We start from the raw sequence: 21,537 nt of genomic DNA on the forward strand, positions 1-21,537 counted from the left end.
AGAGCCGGGCACTGACAATCCGACCCGGCCGACGATCGCCGTAGCGGACAGCAACTGACCTACTTCCTTCCTACGGTTGGGACATGACGACTTCCTCCGAGAAGACGGACCTGCTCGCCGCGTTCGCGGAGCAGCGTGCGCTGCTGCTGATCACCGTGCGCGGACTCACCGACGCGCAGGCCGGGCGGCGTACGACGGTGAGCGAGCTGACGCTCGGCGGCATCGTGAAGCACCTCGCCACGGGGGAGGAGATGTGGGCTCGGATCATGTCCGAGCGCGACGGTGAACTGCCCGAGGGCATGCTCGACACGGCGCAGTACCGCATGGCCGAGGGCGACACGCTTCCCGCGCTGCTGGAGCGGTACGCGTCGGCCGCCCGGGCCACCGAAGAGGCGGTGGCCGCGCTGCCGGACCTGGACGTCGGCGTGCCGTTGCCGAAGACGCCCTGGTCCCCGCCGGAGCCCGAGTTCTGGTCCGCCCGCCGGATCCTGCTGCATCTGATCAGGGAGACCGCCCAGCACGCCGGGCACGCGGACTTCCTCCGGGAGACCCTGGACGGCGCGAACACCACGGCACAGCGCTGACGCCCGAGGGCGGCACCCCCCGGGGGAGTGCCGCCCTCGATGCGGTCGCGGGAGAACCCGGCGTCAGAGCCGCTCGGGCGTCCGGATGCCCAGCAGCGCCATGCCCTGATGCAGCGTGCGGGCCGTGACGTCGCACAGGAACAGGCGGTTCTCGATCTGCTCGGGCGTCTCGGCCTTGAGGACCGGGCACTTGTCGTAGAACGTCGTGTACAGAGAAGCCAGCTGGTACAGGTACGCCGCCAGCTTGTGCGGGGCGTACTCCGTCGCCGCCTCCGCCACCGTCGCCGCGAAGGCGTCCGCGTGCAGGCCCAGCGCGCGCTCCGCCTCGTGCAGCTCCAGCTCGGGGTGCGCGACCGGGCGGGAGGCGCCGGCCTTGCGCAGGATCGACTGGATACGGGCGTAGGCGTACTGGAGGTAGACGGAGGTGTCGCCGTTGAGCGAGACCATCTGGTCCAGGTCGAACTTGTAGTCGCGGTTCGCCGACGTCGACAGGTCGGCGTACTTCACCGCGCCCACGCCCACCTGGGTGCCGCGCTCGGCGATCTCCTCCTCGGAGAGGTCCTGGGCCTTCTCCCGGACGACCGCCGAGGCACGGTCGATCGCCTCGTCGAGCAGGTCGACCAGGCGGACCGTCTCGCCCTCACGGGTCTTGAACGGCTTGCCGTCCTTGCCGAGGACCGTGCCGAAGGCCAGCTGGTAGGCCTTCACGTCGTCGCCCAGCCAGCCCGCCTTCCGGGCCGTCTCGAAGACCATCTTGAAGTGGAGCGACTGGCGGGCGTCCACCACGTAGATGATGTTGTTCGCCTTGAGGTTGAAGACACGGTCGCGGATCGCGGAGAGGTCCGTCGCCGCGTAGCCGTAGCCGCCGTCCGACTTCTGCACGATCAGCGGGACCGGGTTGCCGTCCGGGCCCTTGATGTCGTCGAAGAAGACGCAGAGGGCGCCCTCGGAGCGGACCGCCACGCCCGACTCCTCCAGGAGGCGGCACGTCTCGGCGAGCATGTCGTTGTAACCCGACTCGCCGACGATGTCCTCGTCGCGGATCTCCATGTCCAGCTTCTCGAAGACGGAGAAGAAGTAGATCTTCGACTCGTCGACGAACTTCTGCCACATGGCGAGGGTCTGCGGGTCGCCCGCCTGGAGGTCCACCACCCGGCGCCGGGCCCGGGTCTTGAACTCCTCGTCGGCGTCGAAGAGCTTGCGGGCGGCCTTGTAGAGGCGGTCGAGGTTCGACATCGCCTCCTCGCCGGAGATCTCGTCGGCCTTGTGGTCCAGCTCGTGCGGGTGCTCCTCCAGGTACTGGATGAGCATGCCGAACTGGGTGCCCCAGTCGCCGATGTGGTGACGCCGGACCACGTGCTCGCCGGTGAACTCCAGCAGCCGCATGACCGAGTCGCCGATCACCGCGGAGCGCAGGTGTCCGACGTGCATCTCCTTCGCCACGTTCGGCTGGGCGTAGTCGATGACCGTGGTGCCCGGCTGCTGCGCCTGCGGCACGCCGAGGCGGCCGGTGTCGTCGGCGTAGCGCGCGGCGAGGGTCTCGACGATCGCGCGGTCGGTGATCGTGATGTTCAGGAAGCCGGGGCCGGAGACCTCGATGTCCTTGATCACCTCGCCCGACTCGACCCGGGAGACGACCTGGGTCGCCAGCTCCCGCGGGTTCGCCTTCTCCTTCTTGGCGAGGGCCAGGATCCCGTTGGCCTGGAAGTCGGCCCGGTCGCTTCGTCGCAGCAGCGGTTCCGCGGAGCCGGCCTGCGGCAGAGCTGCCGACAGGGCCGCCGCGAGGCGCTGGTGGACGGAGTCGCTGAGGGACGTGACCGAGGCCATGGGCGAGGGTGCCGTTCTCCTGGGGGATTCGATGGACACGGCCAGTATCCCATGGGGGTAAAGCCGTTTTCCCGGGCGCAACATGGTCTGGGACAATGGTGCGGTCAGCCGTGCGACCGTACCGGCTGCCCGATGCAGAAAGAAGGACGTGCCGATCGTGGCTCAGAGCACCGAGACCACCGACTGGGTCTCCCGTTTCGCGGATGAGGTCATCGAGGAGTCGGAGCGCCGGGCCCCGGGCAAACCCGTCGTCGTCGCGTCCGGGCTCTCCCCGTCCGGCCCCATCCACCTCGGGAACCTGCGCGAGGTCATGACCCCGCACCTCGTCGCCGACGAGATCCGTCGCCGGGGCCACCAGGTGCGCCACCTGATCTCCTGGGACGACTACGACCGGTACCGCAAGGTCCCGGCCGGGATCGCGGGCGTCGACGAGTCGTGGGCCGAGCACATCGGCAAGCCCCTGACGTCCGTCCCGGCGCCGAAGGGTTCCTCGCACCCGAACTGGGCCGAGCACTTCAAGGTAGCGATGATCGAGTCGCTGGCCGAGCTGGGCGTGGAGTTCGACGGGATCAGCCAGACCGAGCAGTACACCTCCGGCGTGTACCGCGAGCAGATCCTGCACGCCATCAAGCACCGCGGCGACATCGACGCGATCCTCGACCAGTACCGCACGAAGAAGGCCCCGGCCAAGAAGCAGCAGGGGCAGAAGCCGGTCGACGAGGCCGAGCTGGAGGCCGCCGAGGGCTCCGGCGCGGCCGGTGAGGACGACGGCAGCTCCACCGCCGCCGGCTACTTCCCGTACAAGCCGTACTGCGGCAACTGCGAGAAGGACCTCACCACCGTCACCTCCTACGACGACGACTCCACCGAGCTGACGTACGCCTGCACCGCGTGCGGCTTCTCCGAGACGGTCCGGCTGAACGAGTTCAACCGCGGCAAGCTGGTCTGGAAGGTCGACTGGCCGATGCGGTGGGCGTACGAGGGCGTCGTGTTCGAGCCGAGCGGTGTCGATCACTCCTCTCCCGGCTCGTCGTTCCAGGTCGGCGGGCAGATCGTCGGCATCTTCGGCGGCAAGCAGCCCATCGGGCCGATGTACGCCTTCGTGGGCATCAGCGGGATGGCGAAGATGTCGTCCTCGCGCGGTGGCGTGCCGACCCCGGCGGACGCCCTGAAGATCATGGAACCGCAGCTGCTGCGCTGGCTGTACGCCCGCCGTCGGCCCAACCAGTCCTTCAAGATCGCCTTCGACCAGGAGATCCAGCGGCTCTACGACGAGTGGGACAAGCTGGACGCCAAGGTCGCCGACGGCAGCGCCCTGCCGGCCGACGTGGCCGCGCACGCGCGCGCGGTGGGCACGGCCGCCGGTGAGCTGCGGCGCACGCCCCGGCCGCTGCCGTACCGGACGCTGGCGTCCGTCGCGGACATCACCGCCGGGCACGAGGACCAGGCGCTGCGCATCCTCAGCGAGCTCGACCCGGACCAGCCGCTGACCTCGCTCGACGAGGCCCGCCCGCGCTACGACAGGGCCGAGGCCTGGATCAACACGCACGTCCCCGCCGACCAGCGCACCGTCGTGCGCGACGAGCCGGACGCCGAGCTGCTGAAGTCGCTCGACGAGCAGGGCCGCGAGTCGCTGCGGCTGCTGCTCGACGGGCTGGCCGGCCACTGGTCGCTCGACGGTCTCACCCACCTCGTCTACGGCGTGCCGAAGGTGCAGGCCGGCTTCTCCGCCGACGCCACGCCCAAGGAGCTGCCGCCGGAGATCAAGACCGCCCAGCGGTCGTTCTTCGCGCTGCTGTACCACCTGCTGGTGGGCCGTGACACCGGCCCGCGCCTGCCCACGCTGCTGCTGGCGGTGGGGCAGGAGCGGGTTCGGCACCTGCTCGGTGCGTAGGCGGTGACGGAGAAGGGGCCCTCGTGAACGAGGGCCCCTTCTCTTATGGCGTCTTATGGCGTCCTACGCGATGTGGTCCTCTTCCAGTTCCGCCGTGTGGCGCTTCTGGAAGCGTTCCGCGAGGGACTTCAGTTCCCCGGGGCTCAGCGTCGTGCCGTAGGTGGCCTGGATGTTGTCGCCGAGGGCGCGGGGTGTGGGGTAGCTGCCGTCTATCGACTGGCGGAACACCTGGTAGTACGCCTCCTCGTCCGGCTCGGGGGCCGGCGGGGTGCCGCCGCCGTCACCCAGTTCACGGGTGCGGTTCGGGCCCACCGGGATGGGGAAACTGCCGGTGTCCTCCGGGGAGGGTGCCCGGTCGTACTCGGGCTGGTACTGCTCGGCCTCCTGCTGTTCGGCGATCCACTGGGCGTAGTGCTCGGCAGGGTCGTAGTCGGGGTTGTAGCCGCCCTGGTACTCGACCTCGCGGGGGGTGTTGAACCAGGGGCTCTGTTCCGGTTCGGGTTCCGGTTCCGGGTACTCGGCGTCGTGGTTGCTCTCCAGCTGAGGGCGCTGCCCGCCGGGAGGTGCCGCCCTCTGCGGGTCGGGCGCCGGCCCGACGGCACGATGACCCGTGGCCAGGTCGGCCTGCGGCGGGGGCGGGGGTATCAGTGCCGGCTCGATGCCCGCCGCCGCCAGCCCTGCCGGAGCCGTCTCCGCCAGCGGCACCCCGTAGCGCGCCAGCCGCAGCGGCATCAGGGACTCCACCGGAGCCTTCCTGCGCCACGCCCGCCCGAAGCGGGAGCGCAGTCGCGCCTGGTAGACGAGACGTTCCTGCTCCAGCTTGATGACCTGGTCGTAGGAGCGCAGCTCCCAGAGCTTCATGCGGCGCCAGAGGAGGAACGTGGGGCCGGGGGAGAGGAGCCACCGGGTGAGGCGGACGCCCTCCATGTGCTTGTCGGCCGTGATGTCGGCGATACGGCCGATCGCGTGCCGGGCCGCCTCGACCGAGACCACGAACAGGATCGGAATCACCCCGTGCATGCCCACACCGAGCGGATCCGGCCACGCGGCCGCGCCGTTGAAGGCGATCGTCGCCGCCGTCAGCAGCCACGCCGTCTGACGCAGGAGGGGGAACGGGATCCTGATCCAGGTGAGCAGCAGATCCAGGGCCAGCAGGACACAGATGCCCGCGTCGATGCCGATCGGGAAGACGTAGGAGAAGTTCCCGAAGCCCTTCTTCAGGGCCAACTCGCGGACCGCCGCGTACGAACCGGCGAAGCCGATGCCGGCGATGATCACGGCACCGGCCACGACCACGCCGATGAGGATGCGGTGCATCCGAGTCAGTTGCAGTGGCGCGGCCACCCGTACTCCCCTCCCCTTGCCTGTTGTTGCGCGCAACAGGGTGGCACACATGTGCGGAGGACGGGTGGCCGGTTCCCGTCGGGACTGTTCAGCTCTTCGACGCGGGCTTCTTGGACGGCGAAGCCGAGGCGCCCTTCGAGGGCTTGTCCGACGCGCCCTGGGAAGGAGCCTTCGACGCCGGCTTCGACGCCGACGCGGACGGGGAGCCGCCCGACTTGCCGCCGCCCTCGCCGTTCGCCTCGGACACCGCGCCCACCGCCTCCTTGGCGGCCTTCTGCGCGTCCTTCAGCATGTCCTTGCCGCTGGGCGTCTTGTCGCCGGCCAGACCCGCGCCGTAGTAGTCCAGCGTGACCACGACGTTCTCGACGCGCGCCACGACCGTCTGCTGCTTGAAGGTGCCTTCCTTCTTCTTCAGGTCGTAGTGCACGGCGGTCGCCTGGTCGCCCGTGCCGGCCACCGGCTCCGTCTTGACGCTCTTGGCGCCCTCGACGGCCTGGGCCTCCTGGACCTGCTTCTCGAAGTGCTCCTGGGCCAGCTCGTCCGCCGGGCCACGCGTGACGTCCGACTCGAAGCGCAGCATCGACACGTTCAGCCAGCGGAACTGCGAACCCTTCACGCCGTTGTTGTCGAGGCTGTTCCAGGAGCAGCTGCCGCGGGTCGAGATGTCGTCCGACTTGCCCTCCTTGCCGGACTTGCCCTTCGGGACGAGGTCCTCCAGCGTCTTCTTCGAGAGCACCTTGCACGGCTCCGGCAGCTTGCCGTACGCCGCCGCCTGCACCGTCGGCGAGGGTTTCGCCGATGCCGACGCCGCGGCCTTCGCCTCCTTGTCCGTGCTGTCGCCGGAGCCGGAGTCCGAGGAGCAGCCGGCGGCGACCAGCATCACGGGGACGGCGGCCGCGCAGACAAGGACGCGGTTGAGGCGCTTCGCTCGCTGGGTTCGCTCTTCTCGCTGTGCGTGTCGCTGCATGGTTCCTTCACTCATGACGCTCGTGGTTCCCTGCGGTCGGAACGGGTCCGAGTGGTCACCGTACGCGGTGAGGCAACCGTGTGTTCTTCCTTCGCGTGCTTTGCGGGCAGGGGTGAAGGGGCCGTGAAGGGGCCTCAGTCGCTCAGCGAATCGGCCAGCTGGGAGGCGAGTTTCTGCGCCCTGTCCTGCATTTCCTTGCTGTCCGGCACGACGCCGACGGTCGTCGGCTGCTCCGCGTACTCGATGGTCACGATGACGTTGGACGTGCGGAACGCCACAGTCACCGTGCGCTGCTTGGCCGTCGAACCGGAACTGCTCAGCCCGTCGTCGAGGAACGCCTCGTCGCCGAGATCCTCCAGTACCCGGGGCTGCAGCTCGGTCGGCGTCACCGAGGGTGCCGCCGAGGGCGAGGAGGAGCCGGACGGGGAAGGGGAGCCGGACGGGGGCGAGGCCGAACCGCTCGCCGGGGCGCTGCCGGAGGCCGCCGTCTCGGTGGCCGTCGGGACCGGCAGGTGGGCCGACGCCTCCTGCTCGGCGAAGAGCTGCTCGGCCTGACTGTCGTCGCTGACGGCGTTGTCGTAGGAGACGACCCGCTCGAAGTCGATCAGCAGATGGTCGGTGGCCGCGGCGGAGTCCACCTTCCAGCGGCAGCCGACCTTGCGGTCGGTGTCGAACGTGGTCGTCGGCTCGCCCTCGTAGGCCGTCTCGCGCTGCTTCTCGTCACTGATCTGCCGGATGCCGGGGAGGAGTTCGTCGAGTGTGCTCTCGCCGACCTCGACGCAGGGGTCGGGCAGGGTGCGGTAGCGGCCGGGCTCGGCGGCGGGCGATGCCGTGCCCGTGTCATCGACGTTGGAGCCGTCCGTCGGGCCGTCGTCGGCCGAGCCGCCGGTACAGCCGGCCAGTACCGCCGCGAGGAGCATGGCGATACCGGGTGCGCACGCCTTTCGTTGCACGTGGTGGCTCCTCTCGACACGGATATTGGCTTGCCGCCGCACGGCGGGCGATGAACACAATGTGTATCGCACGCACTGCCGTGGACGCCGGTCCGATTTCCCTTTCGTCGACCTTGGCTCCGGTATTTGCTGTTGAAGGCTTCTATTCGTTTACGGGGGATTGAGGGCGTTATGTCGTATGTAGAGATACCGGGTGCGAAGGTTCCGATCCGGATGTGGACCGACCCGGCTTCGGTCGAGGAGGGCGCGCTCCAGCAGCTGCGGAACGTGGCGACCCTGCCCTGGATCAAGGGCCTGGCCGTCATGCCCGACGTGCACTACGGCAAGGGCGCGACGGTCGGCTCGGTCATCGCGATGCGGGGTGCGGTGTGCCCGGCGGCGGTGGGTGTCGACATCGGCTGCGGAATGTCGGCGGTGCGGACGTCCCTGACGGCGAACGACCTGCCCGGCGACCTGTCCCGGCTGCGGTCGAAGATCGAGCAGGTGATTCCGGTGGGCCGGGGGATGCATGACGATCCCGTGGACCCGGGGCGGTTCCATGGGCTGGCCACGGCGGGGTGGGACGGGTTCTGGGGGCGGTTCGACGGAGTCGCCGAAGCGGTCAAGTTCCGTCAGGAACGTGCCACGAAGCAGATGGGGACGCTCGGCGGAGGAAACCATTTTGTCGAGGTTTGCACGGACACGACCGGTTCCGTCTGGCTGATGCTGCACTCCGGTTCCCGGAACATCGGCAAGGAACTGGCCGAGCACCACATCGGCGTGGCCCAGAAGCTCCCGCACAACCAGGGTCTGGTCGACCGCGACCTGGCCGTGTTCGTCGCGGACACCCCGCAGATGGCGGCCTACCGCAACGACCTGTTCTGGGCGCAGGAGTACGCGAAGCACAACCGCTCGATCATGATGGCGCTCCTGAAGGACGTGGTCCGCAAGGAGTTCAAGAAGGCCAAGCCCACCTTCGAGCCGGAGATCAGCGCGCACCACAACTACGTGGCCGAGGAGCGCTACGACGGGATGGACCTGCTCGTGACCCGCAAGGGAGCGATCCGGGCCGGCTCCGGCGAGTTCGGGATCATCCCGGGCTCCATGGGCACGGGTTCGTACATCGTGAAGGGCCTCGGCAACGCCAAGTCCTTCAACTCGGCCTCGCACGGCGCGGGCCGGCGCATGAGCCGCAACGCGGCCAAGCGCCGGTTCACCACGAAGGACCTGGAGCAGCAGACCCAGGGTGTGGAGTGCCGCAAGGACTCCGGTGTCGTCGACGAGATCCCCGGCGCGTACAAGCCGATCGAGCAGGTCATCGACCAGCAGCGGGACCTGGTCGAGGTCGTGGCGAAGCTCAAGCAGGTCGTCTGCGTGAAGGGCTGACCAGCCCGGTCCTACGCCTCCCGGTGCACCTTGGTGTTCGACGCCTGGGCTCGGGGGCGCAGGACCAGGAGGTCGACGTTGACGTGGGCGGGGCGGGTGACCGCCCAGGTGATCGTCTCGGCCACGTCGTCGGCCGTGAGGGGCTCGGCTACGCCCTGGTAGACCTTGGCCGCCTTGGCCTCGTCGCCGCCGAAGCGGGTCAGGGCGAACTCGTCCGTCTTGACCATGCCGGGGGCGATCTCGATGACGCGGACCGGCTGGCCGACGATCTCCAGGCGAAGGGTCTCGGCGAGGACGTGGGCGCCGTGCTTGGCGGCGACGTAGCCCCCGCCGCCCTCGTAGGTGCCGTGGCCGGCGGTGGAGGAGACGACCACGACCGTGCCGTCGCCGCTCGCGATCAGCTTGGGCAGCAGGGCCTGGGTGAGGTTGAGGGTGCCGATGACGTTCGTCTCGTACATCTGGCGCCAGTCGGCCGGGTCGCCGGTCGCGACCGGGTCGGCTCCGAGCGCGCCGCCCGCGTTGTTGACCAGCACGCCGATCGTCTTGAACGCCGTGGCGAACTCGTCGACGGCGGCGCGGTCGGTGACGTCGAGGGCGTACGCCGTGGCCTGGTGGCCGGCCTTGGTGATCTCCTCGGCCAGAGCCTCGATGCGGTCCTTGCGGCGCGCGGTGAGGACGACACGGTAGCCAGCCGCGGCGAGCTGCCGGGCCGTGGCGGCACCGATTCCGCTGCTCGCACCCGTGACGACGGCGATGCGGGAGGCTGCGGGCGGGGCTGCGGTGGCCATGGGTGCTCCTCGGGTCCTCGGGCGTGCGGCGGCCCGGCGTGCGCGCCGGGCTCGCGGCCAGGATAGGCGGGCCCCGCGGTGGGAGAATGGGGCTGGGGGGTCCCCTGTTCTCCCGGAGGCGATCATGGGCGAGGCACGTGAGGTCATGGACCGGCTCACGGACGCGGTCACCACACACACGGATCTGAAGGTCGTCGGCGAGCTCTACGCCGAGGACGCGGTCGCCTTCACGCCCGACGAGGGCGAGCTGCGCGGGCGCGACACCATCGTCGAGTACTGGCGGACGATGACGGAGGCGGTTCCCGGCGCGACGTTCGAGGTGCTGCACTCCTATGAGGCCGGTGACACGGCCATCGACGAGGGGATCTACCACGGCCGCAACACCGGGCCGCTGGAGCTGCCCAACGGCGAGACGCTGCCGCCGACGCAGAAGGAGATCCGGATCCGCGGGGTGGACATCGCCACGGTGAAGGACGGGCGGATCGTCGACTACCGGCTGTACTTCGACGAGATGGACTTCCTCGGGCAGCTGGGGCTGCTGCCCGACGAGCCGTTCTGAGGCTCCCTGGGGGCCGGTCAGTTTCCCCGCGGGGCGTACATGATGACCGCCATGCCCGCGAGGCAGACCAGCGCGCCCGTGATGTCCCAGCGGTCGGGGCGGTAGCCGTCCGCGACCACGCCCCACAGGATCGAACCGGCGACGAAGATCCCGCCGTACGCGGCGAGGACGCGGCCGAAGTGGGCGTCGGGCTGGAACGTCGCGACGAAGCCGTAGGCGCCGAGCGCGAGGACGCCACCGGCCGCCCAGAGCCAGCCCTTGTGTTCGCGTACGCCCTGCCAGACGAGCCAGGCGCCGCCGATTTCGAGGAAGGCGGCGAGGGCGAAGAGAACGGCGGAGCGCAGGACGGACATGGCGGTCAGCTTCGCATGCCCGGCACGGCCTTGTGCTGTCGGCGTCAGGCGTCGGCGGTCTCGGCGTCGTAGCGCTCGCGGGCGTCCTTGACCTCGTCGAAGTGGTTCTCCGCCCAGTCCTTCACGGCGGTCAGCAACAGGGCCAGATTGTGGCCCAGGGGCGTGAGTTCGTAGTCGACACGGACCGGGACGGACGGGGTGACGGTGCGGGTGAGGAGGCCGTCGCGCTCCAGTGAGCGCAGGGTCTGGGTGAGCATCTTGGGGCTGACGCCGGCGATCTTGCGGCCGAGGTCGCTGTAGCGCAGGGGGCCCGGGGCGAGCGCGGACACGACGAGGCTGACCCACTTGTCGCTGATGCGGTCCAGGAGCTGGTTGGTGGGGCAGCCCTTCAGGAACGCGTCGTACTCGATGCGGGCCTGCTCGCGCCGCTGGGCCGCCGTCATGGTGGCCATGGCTCACCTCCGGGGTACGTACGCACTCGTGGGTAACTACTTACCAATGGATAGTAACTCTTCCTAGGGTTGTGCGCAGTGGCCGGGAGGACGTCCCGGATACCGACGATCCAGGGAGCTTTGCTGTGCGTGCTGTAGTGGTGAACTCGTTCGGTGGGCCGGAGGCCGTGGAGGTCGTGGAGACCGAGGTGCCTCGGCCGGGTGCGCGTCAGGTGCGGATCAAGGTCGCGGCGGCCTCGCTGAATCCGGTGGACGCGGGAGTGCGGGCCGGTGTCTTCGGGGGTGCGGGGGAGCGGATCGGGCTCGGCTGGGACGTCGCGGGGACGGTGGACGCGGTGGGTGCGGCCGGTGCGTGGAGCGTCGGGGACGAGGTGGTGGCGCTCCACTACGGTGCGGTCAAGCCGCTGGGCACGCATGCCGAGTACGTCGTCGTGGACGCGGACGCGGTGGCCCCGGCGCCCGCCACGGTGGACGCCGTTCACGCGGCGACCCTGCCGCTGAACGCGCTGACCGCCGCGCAGGCCCTGGACCGGCTGGAGCCGGCGCCGGGCCGGTCGTCGCTGCTGGTGACGGGCGCGGCCGGGGCGGTCGGCGGCTACGCGGTCCGGCTGGCCGCGCAGCGGGGGATGGCGGTGACCGGGCTGGCGCGGGAGGGGGACGAGGACTTCGTACGGTCCCTGGGTGCCCGGCATGTCACGAGCGACGCGGTCGCGGACCGGGAGTTCGACGCGGTGCTGGACGCCGCCGTCCTCGGCGAGCCGGCCCTGGCGTGGGTGCGGGACGGGGGCCGGTACATCGGCGTCATCCCGCACGCCGAGCCCGCCTCCGTGCGGGGTGTGGAGACCGGTGCGGTCGAGGTGAGCGCCGACGGGGCCCGGCTGGCGGAGTTGGTGCGGCTGCTGGACGAGGGGGTGCTGACGACGCGGGTGGCCGAGACGTACGCCCTGGAGGATGCGGCGAAGGCGCACGCCCGGCTGGGCGAGGGGAGCGTGCGGGGGCGGCTGGTGCTCGTGCCCTGACGGTGGGCGGGCGGCTGGTGCTCGTGCCGGAGGGCGCGCGGTCATCTGGTGCTCGTGTCCTGTCGGTGGGTGGTCATCGCGGTGGATGCGCGACCTGCGCCCGGCGCCGATCGTGCATCCACCACCTGCGCCCCGAGCGGGAGGAGGGGAATAGCCCCACGGGGCCCACCGTTCCCCCGGTATGGTTGAAGCGTAAACAACCTGGAGGGTGAGCGACCATGCAGTTCGGGATCTTCAGCGTCGGCGACGTCACGCCCGACCCCACGACCGGCCGGACGCCCACGGAGCGCGAGCGGATCAAGGCCATGGTCGCCATCGCGCTGAAGGCCGAGGAGGTGGGGCTCGACGTCTTCGCGACCGGCGAGCACCACAACCCGCCGTTCGTGCCCTCGTCCCCGACCACGATGCTCGGCTACGTCGCGGCCCGCACCGAGCGGCTGATCCTCTCCACGGCCACGACCCTGATCACCACCAACGACCCGGTGAAGATCGCCGAGGACTTCGCGATGCTCCAGCACCTGGCCGACGGCCGGGTCGACCTGATGCTGGGCCGCGGGAACACCGGCCCGGTCTACCCCTGGTTCGGGCAGGACATCCGGCAGGGCATCAACCTCGCCGTCGAGAACTACGCCCTGCTCCACCGCCTGTGGCGCGAGGACGTCGTCGACTGGGAGGGCACGTTCCGCACGCCCCTGCAGGGCTTCACCGCCACGCCCCGCCCGCTGGACGGCGTACCGCCCTTCGTCTGGCACGGCTCGATCCGCTCCCCGGAGATCGCCGAGCAGGCCGCGTACTACGGCGACGGCTTCTTCCACAACAACATCTTCTGGCCGGCCGACCACACCAAGCGCATGGTCGAGCTGTACCGGACGCGGTACGCCCACTACGGCCACGGCACGCCCGAGCAGGCGATCGTCGGGCTCGGCGGGCACGTCTTCATGCGGAAGAACTCCCAGGACGCCGTGCGTGAGTTCCGGCCCTACTTCGACGTCGCGCCGGTGTACGGGAACGGGCCGTCGCTGGAGGACTTCACGGACCAGACGCCGCTGACCGTCGGCTCCCCGCAGCAGGTCGTCGAGAAGACGCTGGCCTTCCGCGCATACGCCGGCGACTACCAGCGCCAGCTGTTCCTGATCGACCACGCGGGGCTGCCGCTGAAGACCGTCCTGGAGCAGATCGACCTGCTGGGCGAGGAGGTCGTGCCGGTGCTGCGCAAGGAGTTCGCGGTGGACCGTCCGGCGGACGTCCCGGACGCCCCGACGCACGCGGCCCGGCTCGCCCGGGACCGAGGGTGAGGGGACGGTAGGGCCCGGCTCCACGGTTGCCCGACCCCTGGTGAGAGGGCAGTAAGAAGGACGCTCCCGCGCAGCGCATACGGTTCCGGGAACCCCCGGGCTTGGCACACTGGACGCGTGCCCCAAACAGTGCTGCTCGCCGAAGACGACCGCGCCATCCGCAATGCCCTGGAGCGGGCCCTGACCCTGGAGGGCTACCAGGTCATGGCGGTCGCAGACGGGGTCGAGGCGCTGGCGCAGGCCCACCGCAACCGTCCGGACGTGCTCGTCCTCGACGTCATGATGCCCGGCATCGACGGGCTCCAGGTCTGCCGGGTGCTGCGCGCCGAGGGCGACCGGACGCCCGTGCTGATGCTGACGGCCCTCGTGGAGACCGCCGACCGGATCGCCGGCCTGGACGCGGGCGCCGACGACTACGTGGTGAAGCCCTTCGACGTGGAGGAGGTCTTCGCCCGGCTGCGTGCCCTGCTGCGCCGCACCAGCCCGGTGGGCGCCGGGAGCGCACCGGCGGCCGAGGCGCCCAGGCCGCTCCCGGAGCGGTTCATCGACGCCGCCGGCATCCGCATGGACCCGCAGGCGCGCCGGGCCTGGCGCGGCGTGCGCGAGCTGGAGCTGACCCGCACCGAGTTCGAGCTGCTGGAACTGCTGGTGCGCAACGCGGGCATCGTCCTCGACCACTCGACGATCTACGACCGCATCTGGGGCTACGACTTCGGGCCCGGCTCGAAGAACCTCGCCGTCTACGTCGGCTACCTGCGCCGCAAGCTCGACGAGCCGGACGCGCCGCAGCTGATCCACACGGTCCGCGGCGTGGGTTACGTGCTGCGGGAGGACTGAGTGGGCCGCCTGGGCCGCCTGCTGGCCGGGCGGCGGCCGAAGCTGGTCTCGCTGCGCACCACGTTCGCGGTGTCGTTCGCGGCGGTGACGGCGGCCGTGACGATCCTGGTCGGCATCCTGTCGTACAGCGCCGCCGCGCGGCTGGTGCGGGTGGACCAGCAGACGGTGTTCGACGAGGTCGTGCAGGATCTGCGCGACGAGGTGCGGCAGAACCACATGACGCCCGGCGACTTCTCGTCCGCCGCGCCCGGCCACGACCTCGTACGGCCCGCCCGCACCGACGTGCAGGTGCTCGGCCCGGACGGGCACGTCGTCGACCGGGGCAGTCCGGGGCTGCCGGTCACCGGCACCGACGCGCGGATCGCCGCCGCGGCCTCGTCCGGGGAGGTGGCCGAGCACAAGGACGTCGACGTGGGCGACGACGTCTACCGCGTCGCCACCGTCTCCCTCGGCGGCGGCCGGGGTGCGGTGCAGGTCGCCCAGGAGTTCAGCGACGTCGAGGACCTGCTGCGGGTGCTCCAGCAGCGGACGCTGCTGCTGGTGGCCGCCGTGGTGGTCGGCGCCGGGCTGTTCGGCTGGTGGCTGGCCCGGCGGATCACGCGCCGCCTGGTCGTGCTGACCGACGCCGCCGAGGACGTCGCCCGCACCCGCCGCCTGGGCATCCAGGTGCCGGTGGCCGGACACGACGAGGTGGGCCGCCTCGGCCGGGCCTTCGACCGCATGCTGGGCCGGCTCGCCCAGTCCGAGGAGGACCAGCGCCGCCTGGTCCAGGACGCCGGCCACGAGCTGCGCACGCCGCTCACCTCGCTGCGCACGAACATCTCCCTGCTGCGCCGGATCGACGAACTCCCGCCGGAAACCCGCGACGAACTGGTCGCCGACCTGGGCCAGGAGGCCCGGGAGCTGACCGACCTGGTCAACGAACTGGTGGATCTCGCGGCCGGGCAGTCCGACACCGAGCCGCCGCGGCGGGTGGACGTCGCGGACATCGCCGAGGAGGTGGCGGGGGTGGCCCGGCGCCGCAGCGGCCGCGAGATCCTGCTGCGCGCGAGCGGCGACACCACGACCGACGGGCGGCCGGGGATGCTGACCCGGGCGCTGTCCAACCTCGTCGAGAACGCGGTGAAGTTCGACCAGGGCGGCCGGGCCCCCATCGAGATCGTCGTCTCGGGGCCCGCCCGCCCCGGCACGGTCCGGGTCGAGGTCCTCGACCGCGGCCCCGGCATCGCCGACAGTGACCTCACCCGCGTCTTCGACCGCTTCTACCGGGCCGCCGACGCCCGCTCCCTGCCGGGTTCCGGCCTGGGCCTGTCCATCGTCCGCGAGGTGGCCCTCGCCCACGGGGGAGCGCCGTTCGCGCTCCGGCGGGACGGGGGCGGGACGGTCACCGGGTTCACGGTGGGCGGGCGGCCCGCGGCGAACGACGTGGGGTGAGGAGCCGGCAGGCAGCCGGGCAGCCGGGCAGCCGGGCCGGCACCGCCACCGCCGCCGCGAGCCGATCCGTCAGTCCCCGAGGGCGTAGAACCGCAACGGGGAGTTGGGACGGAACCCGATCCGCGGGTACACCGGCGCTCCCGCGGCGGTCGCGTGCAGTGTGGCCCGGGTCAGGCCGGTCGCCCGGGCTCCCTCGTACAGCGCCTTGCGGGTCACTGCCTCCCCGTAGCCCCGCCGTTCGCAGGCCGGATCGGTGGCGACGAGCACGACGAAGAGCCGCCCCTCCGCCTCGACCGTGGCGGCGCAGGTCACGGGGGTCCCGTCCCGCAGTCCCAGGTACGCGAACACCCCGCTCTTCCACAACGAGGACCCGGCGAGCCCGTCCCGGCCGTCCTCCAGGGGGAAGCCGTAGGCGCGCGCGTTGAGGTCCGCGTACGCCCGCAGCAGGTCGTCGTCGTCCACACGCACGAAGGTCAGTTCGGGGTGGACGGGCTCGGGGACCGGCAGCAGGTCGCCCGCCATGCCGGTGCCGGGGAAGGCGTACCGCAGGCCCGCCTGTTCGGCGGCCGCTCCGAGCGCGGCCCGCGCCCCGTCGTCGAGCAGATCCTCGAAGACCCACAGGAACCCGGCGTGGGACTTCGACCGCATGATCCCGGCGGCCTCGTTCAGCCGCTGCTTCAGCAGCCCGGCGTCCGCCCCGGTCTCCGTCAGGGTCAAGCAGTTCCAGAAGGCGAACCGGCAGTCGGCCCACCGTACGGCGATGCCCGGCAGGTCGCGCACGTCGGCCTGCGGGTCCCGGTCGAGCACCATGGCCCGCCAGACCGTGGCGAGTTGCTCCATCGACTCGACCGACTCCGCGAGATCACGCACAAGGGCCCCCTCAGGTCACCGACTGCTGCCGCACCGGTCCTGCCCGTCCGGGGCCCGGCTCATCCTCCCGCCCGGCGCGGGAAGCCGTTTGTGGCCGGTACGTGGCTGAAGCCCGTCCCTCGCTGGACGGGCCGGGCGGCGCGTGTGCGTAGGAGTCCGGCATAAAAAGCCCGTAAAGATTGCCGGAACGCGGCAATGAAACGGCCCACCTGATGTGTGAAGATTCCGTTCAAGCCGGAGTTCAGCGGCGGGCGGGAGGGGGACGGCGCGCATGGTCTGGTTTCTGGGACTGGGCATAACGGGGGTCGCGTTGCTCGCCCTGTCGCTGCTCTTCGACGGGGTGCTGGACGGCGCGCTGGACAGCGCCCTGGACGGCTGGCTGTCGCTTCCGGTCGTCGCGGGGTTCCTGTCGATGACCGGCTTCGCCGGGGCCATCGCCACCGGCGCGGGGGGTGCCGGGCCCGCGGTCGCCACCACGGCGGGGGCCGTGTGCGGCCTCGGAACGGCCTGGCTGACGTACCGCTTCAGCCGCGTCCTGATGCATGACCGGACGGCTCCCACACCGACCGGTGACGACCTGGTGGGTACGTCGGGCAAGGTGGTCACGGCCATTCCGGCGGGCGGTTACGGAGAGGTGCTGCTCCTGCTCGCGGGGCAGACGGCGAAGTTCGCCGCCCGCAGTGCGGGGCCGGTGGCCCGGGGGGCCGAGGTGTGGGTGGAGGCGGTGCCCTCCGCCACGTCCGTCGTGGTCCGCCCGGTGGACCGCTGACCTCCCTCTCCTGTTTCCTCTGCTGCTCGTTCTCCGCTGTTCGTTCTCCCTCTCTGTTCTTCCTTCCTTCTCTTTCGTATGTGATTCGGGGGCACTGTCATGAGTCCTGTCGTCGTCGCCGTCGCGGGGGTCGTCGTACTCCTCGTGCTGCTGGCGCTGGTCGTGGTCACCCGCTACAAGGTGGCGGGTCCGAGTGAGGCGTTCATCGTCACCGGCCGGCGCGGCAAGAAGGCCACCGACCCGGAGACCGGCCGGGTCTTCACCGACAACAGCGGGCAGAAGGTCGTGGTCGGCGGCGGCGTCTTCGTCGTGCCGTTCGTGCAGCAGAAGTTCACCCTCGACCTGTCCTCCCGGCACATCCCGGTCGCGGTGCGCGGCGCTGTCACGCTGCGCGGCGTGAAGGCCAATCTGGACGGTGTCGCGATCGTCAAGGTCGGCGGCACCGAGGACTCCATCCGCGCCGCCGCACAGCGGTTCCTGATGCAGCAGGACGGCATCGTCGGCTTCACCCAGGAAGTGCTGTCCGGTGCGCTGCGGGCCATCGTCGGGCGGATGTCGGTGGAGGACGTCATCCGCGACCGGGCGGCGTTCGCCGGGCAGGTCGCGGAGGAGGCCGAGGCCAGCCTGTCCGGGCAGGGGCTGGTGCTGGACGCCTTCCAGATCCAGGACATCACCACCGAGGGCTCCTACCTGGAGGACCTCGGCCGGCCCGAGGCCGCTCGCGCCAAACAGGAGGCCGACATCGCCGAGGCCGTCGCCCGGCGGGCCGCCGAGCAGGCCCGGCTGAAGGCGGAGGAGGAGATCGCGATCGCGCAGCGGACCTTCGCCCTCAAGCAGGCCGAGATCAAGGCCGAGACCGACGAGGCAGCGGCCCGCGCGGCGGCAGCCGGACCGCTGGCCGAGGCGGCCCGGCAGCAGGAGATCCTCACCCAGCAGGAGAAGGTCGCCGAGCGGCAGGCCGCACTGACCGACCGTCAGCTCGACACCCAGGTCCGCAAGCCCGCCGACGCCCAGCGCTACGCCGCCGAACAGGAGGCCGAAGCCAAGCGCGTGGCCCGGGTCAAGCAGGCCGAAGCGGACAAGGCGGCCGGCATCGCGGCCGCGCAGGCGGAGGCCGAGCGGGCCCGGCTGACCGGTGAGGGCGAGAAGCAGCGCCGCTCCGCGCTGGCCGAGGCGGAGGCCGTCGAGGGCCTGAAGCAGGGTGAGGCCGAGCGTGCCCGGCGCGCGGCGATCGCGGAGGCGGTCCGGCTGGAAGGCGAGGCCGAGGCGTCGGCGATCGGGGCGAAGGGCGCCGCCGAAGCCGAGGCGATGCGCCAGAAGGCGGACGCGTTCGGGCAGTACGGGGACGCGGCCGTCCTGCAGATGCTCGTCGAGGTGCTGCCGCAGGTCGTGGCCAAGGCGTCCGAGCCGCTGAGCGCGGTGGACAAGATGACGGTCATCTCCACCGACGGCGCCGGCCGCATCCCGCGGGCCGTCGCGGACAACGTCGCCCAGGGGTTGGAGCTGCTCGGCTCCACGACGGGTGTCGACCTCGCCGAGCTGCTGAAGGGCATCACACAGCGCACCCCGGCGACGGTCGAGCAGTCGCCGTCGCCCAACGGCAAGGTGGAGATCACCGGCTGACGGGCGGTCACCCGGTCATCCGCGAGGGCCCGCTCACCGTTCGCCGGTGGGCGGGTCCTGAACAGTGCCGGTCCCTGTTCCTCCCCGGTCAGATCTCCTGGGCGGGCCAGTCCAGCAACCGCGCCCCGATGACGGCGGTCTGCAAGGTGTAGCGGTGCACGGGATCGGCCGGGTCGGCACCGGTCAGCTGGTGGATGCGCTCCAGTCGGTACGTCAGGGCGCGCACGCTCAGCGCCAGCCGGCGGGCCGCCTCGGCCGCCGTGCAGCCGGAATCGAAGTACACCCGCAGCGTTTCGAGGAGCGGCTCGGCACCGCCGCGAGCGCGCTTCAGCGGCCCGAGCGCGCTGAGCACGAGGTCGGCCATGGCCTGCCGGTCGCGGGCGAGAACCGGGTAGACCAGCAGGTCGGCGGCGCGCACGACGGGATCGTCCAGGCCCAGCCGGCCGGCGAGTTCGAGGGTGCTGAGCGCCTCCTCGTAGGAGTGCACCACGCCACCGGCACCGGGCCGGGGGCGGCCGATGGCCACGCGGCCGTCGTCCGTGGCGGCGTGCGCCTGCCCGGCGAAGTAGGCGAGCACGTCGTCCTGGTCGCCGGAAGCGATGCAGACCAGCCGTTCGTTCTTCGTGGCGAGCAGGATGCGCCGGTTGCCGAACCGCGCGATCAGCGCCGCTTCTATGCGCTGGGTGACCGGTGCGACGTCGTCGTACGCCTCGGGTCCTTCGGCGACCGCGACGGCATGTGAGCTGGACAGCACGAGCCCGAAGCGTTCGGCCCGTTCGGCGAGGCGGCCCAGGTCGCTGCGGCCGTGGAGCAGATCGTCGATGAACTCCCGGCGCGCGGCCTCCTCTTCGCGCACGGCCTGACGCTGCGCCCGCTCGTACCCCTCGGCGAAGGCGTCGACCGCCTGTTCCACCGCGGCCAGGACGTGGTCGGCGGAGCCCCGGCTGCCGGGCCAGGCGGCGCGGGTGGCGGCGAGGTGCTCCCGTACGAGGCTGCGCAGGCTGTGTCCGCGCTCCGCGGCCTGCTCGCCCAGGGCGCGCCGGGCGTCGAGCTCGTCCCGCGTCAGACGACGGCCGGTCGCGGAGACCTCGGCCAGGATCTCCGCGTACCGGTCCAGATACCGCGCTGCCGTGTCCGGCTCGCTCACCCTGCCCCCTGCCCCCTGCACGCTCCGTATGCCGTTGACGGCTTCCTGACGGTCACCGGCAGGCAGACCCTAGGCAACTCTGCCGGGAACCGGCAATGCCGGCCCGGGTCCGGCCCCTGCATCATGGCGTGGGGAGCACTACGGACGGTTCCGGTGCCGGGGCCCGGAAGGCGCCCGGTACCGGAACCGTGCTGCGTTCGGCAGCGCCGTCAGGGGCACACCGGGCACGAGGGCTGGTGCGGCCCGGTCGGCGCGGTCGGCCCCGCCGACCCGGTCGAGTCGGCCGTGTCGTCGCGGACGACCTCAGCCTCCGGTGGCGCGCGCATAGGTACCGACAACCGCGCCGCTGTCGAGCACGGTGTGGCCGGTGAGCTCCCAGCCGCGCGGATCGAAGGCGGCCTGGTGGGAGAAGAGCGGGATCCCGGCGCCGATGGTCAACGGTGCCGTCTTGAGGATGAGCTGGTCGATCTCGCCGTACAGGGCACCGGCCAGTTCCCCGCCGCCCAGCAGCCAGATGTCCTTGCCGTCCTCCTCCTTCAACTGCCGGACCCTCTCCACCGCGTTGTCGGCGACCAGTTCGACGGCAGGGTCCGGGCACTCGGTGAGGGTCCGGGAGAAGACCAGGTGACGCAGGTGGGGGTAGGCGTCGGTGATGCCGGCCTTGAGGCCGATCTCGTAGCTGCGCCGTCCTTCCAGGACGGTGTCGAAGTGCGTGCCCTGCGCGGTGACGGACAGAGCCGCCCGGGCCTGGACGGGCAGGGTCTCCGGGTACTCCGTCACCAGGTGCCGGAGGTAGTCCTCGGGGATCGGCCAGAAGCCGTCCGGGCCCGTCGGGTCGGCGCCGTCCGGGCCCGCGATGAAACCGTCCAGCGTGGTGGCGATGTAGTACACGAGCTTTCGCATGCGGTGCTCTCTCTTCCGTCTCTGCGTGTGGGCCGGGGGATCACGCGTGGTCCGGTGTGATCCACTCGACGAGTTGGACGACGACCCCGTTGGGGTCGGTGACTTGGAACAGGCGCTCTCCCCAGGGCTCTTCGCGCAGGGGCATCGTGATGTCGACACCCTCGGAACGCAGCCGCTTCTCCTCGGCTTCGAGGCCGGTGACGGTGAAGGCCAGGATCAGTCCGCCGGCGTGCTTGTCGCGCTGGTCGGGCGGCAGGACGTCGGTGCCCCGCCGGAGCAGGACGATGTCGACGGCGGCGTCGTCACGGGTGAGAGAGGCGAATCCTTCGGCCGCGGCCTGCTCCCGGTAGCCGAAGTGCTCGGTGAAGAAGTCGCGGGAGGCTTCGATGTCTTCGACGGTGAGGGAGACGGTGGAGGCGGTGATCCTCAAGGGGGGTTCCTCTTCCGGGCTGCGGGTTCGGGGCGATGCCTCGCCGGCGCTGATCTTACGTCGGTAGTAATATTACTTCCATGCCCCCAATGCCGTAAACGTATTTTTGCTACGGGGGTAAGAT

21 protein-coding genes are annotated in these 21,537 nt (G+C 71.1%); 10 read left to right on the forward strand and 11 right to left on the reverse strand.

Annotated elements, in window-relative coordinates; all coding sequences use genetic code 11:
• The first annotated feature begins 83 nt into the window (after window positions 1-83).
• Window positions 84-584 carry a DinB family protein gene (locus tag RFN52_RS23050; RefSeq protein WP_184848610.1) on the forward strand — a complete coding sequence of 167 codons (501 nt, stop codon included), beginning with the start codon at window positions 84-86 and terminating at the stop codon, window positions 582-584.
• Window positions 585-647: 63 nt separating this feature from the next.
• On the opposite strand, the gene argS is transcribed toward RFN52_RS23050, so the two are convergent.
• Complete coding sequence (gene argS, locus RFN52_RS23055) at window positions 648-2,411, reverse strand: arginine--tRNA ligase (RefSeq protein ID WP_184848612.1); 1,764 nt, start codon at window positions 2,409-2,411, stop codon at window positions 648-650.
• Window positions 2,412-2,559: 148 nt separating this feature from the next.
• Here argS and lysS point away from each other — a divergent pair, with 148 nt between their 5' ends.
• Window positions 2,560-4,305: a lysine--tRNA ligase gene (gene lysS / locus RFN52_RS23060; protein WP_184848614.1), complete on the forward strand. Its 1,746-nt coding sequence runs from the start codon at window positions 2,560-2,562 to the stop codon at window positions 4,303-4,305.
• 63 nt (window positions 4,306-4,368) lie between these two features.
• Here the strand turns inward: lysS and RFN52_RS23065 are convergent, their stop codons facing one another.
• From RFN52_RS23065 to RFN52_RS23075, 3 genes are all read right to left on the reverse strand, one after another.
• Window positions 4,369-5,622, reverse strand: coding sequence for a DUF2637 domain-containing protein (locus tag RFN52_RS23065; protein WP_184848615.1), 1,254 nt, complete (start codon window positions 5,620-5,622; stop codon window positions 4,369-4,371).
• Between the two features lie 115 nt (window positions 5,623-5,737).
• Window positions 5,738-6,631 (reverse strand): DUF3558 family protein, encoded by an 894-nt coding sequence (locus tag RFN52_RS23070; protein WP_184848617.1) that lies wholly within the window; start codon window positions 6,629-6,631, stop codon window positions 5,738-5,740.
• Between the two features lie 119 nt (window positions 6,632-6,750).
• The gene (locus RFN52_RS23075; protein ID WP_184848619.1) at window positions 6,751-7,569 is read right to left on the reverse strand and encodes a DUF3558 domain-containing protein; all 819 of its coding nucleotides are present in this window, start codon (window positions 7,567-7,569) and stop codon (window positions 6,751-6,753) included.
• A 171-nt stretch (window positions 7,570-7,740) separates the two neighbouring features.
• Between RFN52_RS23075 and RFN52_RS23080 the strand changes: the two genes are divergently transcribed.
• Window positions 7,741-8,934, forward strand: coding sequence for an RtcB family protein (locus RFN52_RS23080; protein ID WP_184848621.1), 1,194 nt, complete (start codon window positions 7,741-7,743; stop codon window positions 8,932-8,934).
• An 11-nt stretch (window positions 8,935-8,945) separates the two neighbouring features.
• Here the strand turns inward: RFN52_RS23080 and RFN52_RS23085 are convergent, their stop codons facing one another.
• The gene (locus tag RFN52_RS23085; RefSeq protein ID WP_184848623.1) at window positions 8,946-9,722 is read right to left on the reverse strand and encodes an SDR family NAD(P)-dependent oxidoreductase; all 777 of its coding nucleotides are present in this window, start codon (window positions 9,720-9,722) and stop codon (window positions 8,946-8,948) included.
• A 124-nt stretch (window positions 9,723-9,846) separates the two neighbouring features.
• Between RFN52_RS23085 and RFN52_RS23090 the strand changes: the two genes are divergently transcribed.
• Window positions 9,847-10,281, forward strand: a complete 435-nt coding sequence (locus RFN52_RS23090) for an ester cyclase (RefSeq protein WP_184848625.1) — start codon at window positions 9,847-9,849, stop codon at window positions 10,279-10,281.
• Window positions 10,282-10,298: 17 nt separating this feature from the next.
• Here the strand turns inward: RFN52_RS23090 and RFN52_RS23095 are convergent, their stop codons facing one another.
• Complete coding sequence (locus tag RFN52_RS23095) at window positions 10,299-10,634, reverse strand: YnfA family protein (RefSeq protein ID WP_184848627.1); 336 nt, start codon at window positions 10,632-10,634, stop codon at window positions 10,299-10,301.
• Between the two features lie 44 nt (window positions 10,635-10,678).
• Complete coding sequence (locus tag RFN52_RS23100) at window positions 10,679-11,086, reverse strand: winged helix-turn-helix transcriptional regulator (protein WP_184848629.1); 408 nt, start codon at window positions 11,084-11,086, stop codon at window positions 10,679-10,681.
• Window positions 11,087-11,211: 125 nt separating this feature from the next.
• Here RFN52_RS23100 and RFN52_RS23105 point away from each other — a divergent pair, with 125 nt between their 5' ends.
• The 4 genes from RFN52_RS23105 (at window position 11,212) to RFN52_RS23120 (ending at window position 15,671) form a co-directional block, all read left to right on the forward strand.
• Window positions 11,212-12,105: an NADP-dependent oxidoreductase gene (locus RFN52_RS23105; protein ID WP_184848631.1), complete on the forward strand. Its 894-nt coding sequence runs from the start codon at window positions 11,212-11,214 to the stop codon at window positions 12,103-12,105.
• 218 nt (window positions 12,106-12,323) lie between these two features.
• Window positions 12,324-13,400, forward strand: coding sequence for an LLM class flavin-dependent oxidoreductase (locus tag RFN52_RS23110; protein ID WP_184848633.1), 1,077 nt, complete (start codon window positions 12,324-12,326; stop codon window positions 13,398-13,400).
• A 117-nt stretch (window positions 13,401-13,517) separates the two neighbouring features.
• Entirely contained in the window at window positions 13,518-14,237 is a 720-nt protein-coding gene (locus tag RFN52_RS23115; RefSeq protein WP_184848635.1) for a response regulator transcription factor, read from the forward strand.
• Window positions 14,238-15,671, forward strand: coding sequence for a sensor histidine kinase (locus RFN52_RS23120; RefSeq protein WP_184848637.1), 1,434 nt, complete (start codon window positions 14,238-14,240; stop codon window positions 15,669-15,671).
• Window positions 15,672-15,740: 69 nt separating this feature from the next.
• Here RFN52_RS23120 and RFN52_RS23125 read toward each other — a convergent pair whose 3' ends face one another.
• The gene (locus RFN52_RS23125) at window positions 15,741-16,541 is read right to left on the reverse strand and encodes a GNAT family N-acetyltransferase (RefSeq protein ID WP_184848639.1); all 801 of its coding nucleotides are present in this window, start codon (window positions 16,539-16,541) and stop codon (window positions 15,741-15,743) included.
• Between the two features lie 271 nt (window positions 16,542-16,812).
• On the opposite strand from RFN52_RS23125, the gene RFN52_RS23130 reads away from it, so the two are divergent.
• Window positions 16,813-17,310 (forward strand): NfeD C-terminal domain-containing protein, encoded by a 498-nt coding sequence (locus RFN52_RS23130; protein WP_184848641.1) that lies wholly within the window; start codon window positions 16,813-16,815, stop codon window positions 17,308-17,310.
• 99 nt (window positions 17,311-17,409) lie between these two features.
• The gene (locus RFN52_RS23135; RefSeq protein WP_184848643.1) at window positions 17,410-18,933 is read left to right on the forward strand and encodes a flotillin family protein; all 1,524 of its coding nucleotides are present in this window, start codon (window positions 17,410-17,412) and stop codon (window positions 18,931-18,933) included.
• 88 nt (window positions 18,934-19,021) lie between these two features.
• Here RFN52_RS23135 and RFN52_RS23140 read toward each other — a convergent pair whose 3' ends face one another.
• The 3 genes from RFN52_RS23140 to RFN52_RS23150 all read right to left on the reverse strand — a co-directional run bounded on the left by RFN52_RS23140 (window position 19,022) and on the right by RFN52_RS23150 (window position 21,413).
• Window positions 19,022-20,080 carry a PucR family transcriptional regulator gene (locus tag RFN52_RS23140; protein WP_184848645.1) on the reverse strand — a complete coding sequence of 353 codons (1,059 nt, stop codon included), beginning with the start codon at window positions 20,078-20,080 and terminating at the stop codon, window positions 19,022-19,024.
• Window positions 20,081-20,383: 303 nt separating this feature from the next.
• Entirely contained in the window at window positions 20,384-20,983 is a 600-nt protein-coding gene (locus RFN52_RS23145; protein WP_184848647.1) for a dihydrofolate reductase family protein, read from the reverse strand.
• Between the two features lie 40 nt (window positions 20,984-21,023).
• Window positions 21,024-21,413: a VOC family protein gene (locus RFN52_RS23150; protein WP_184848649.1), complete on the reverse strand. Its 390-nt coding sequence runs from the start codon at window positions 21,411-21,413 to the stop codon at window positions 21,024-21,026.
• Window positions 21,414-21,537 lie beyond the last annotated feature (124 nt).

The sequence above is a fragment of the Streptomyces collinus genome (assembly GCF_031348265.1).
Classification (GTDB): domain Bacteria; phylum Actinomycetota; class Actinomycetes; order Streptomycetales; family Streptomycetaceae; genus Streptomyces; species Streptomyces collinus.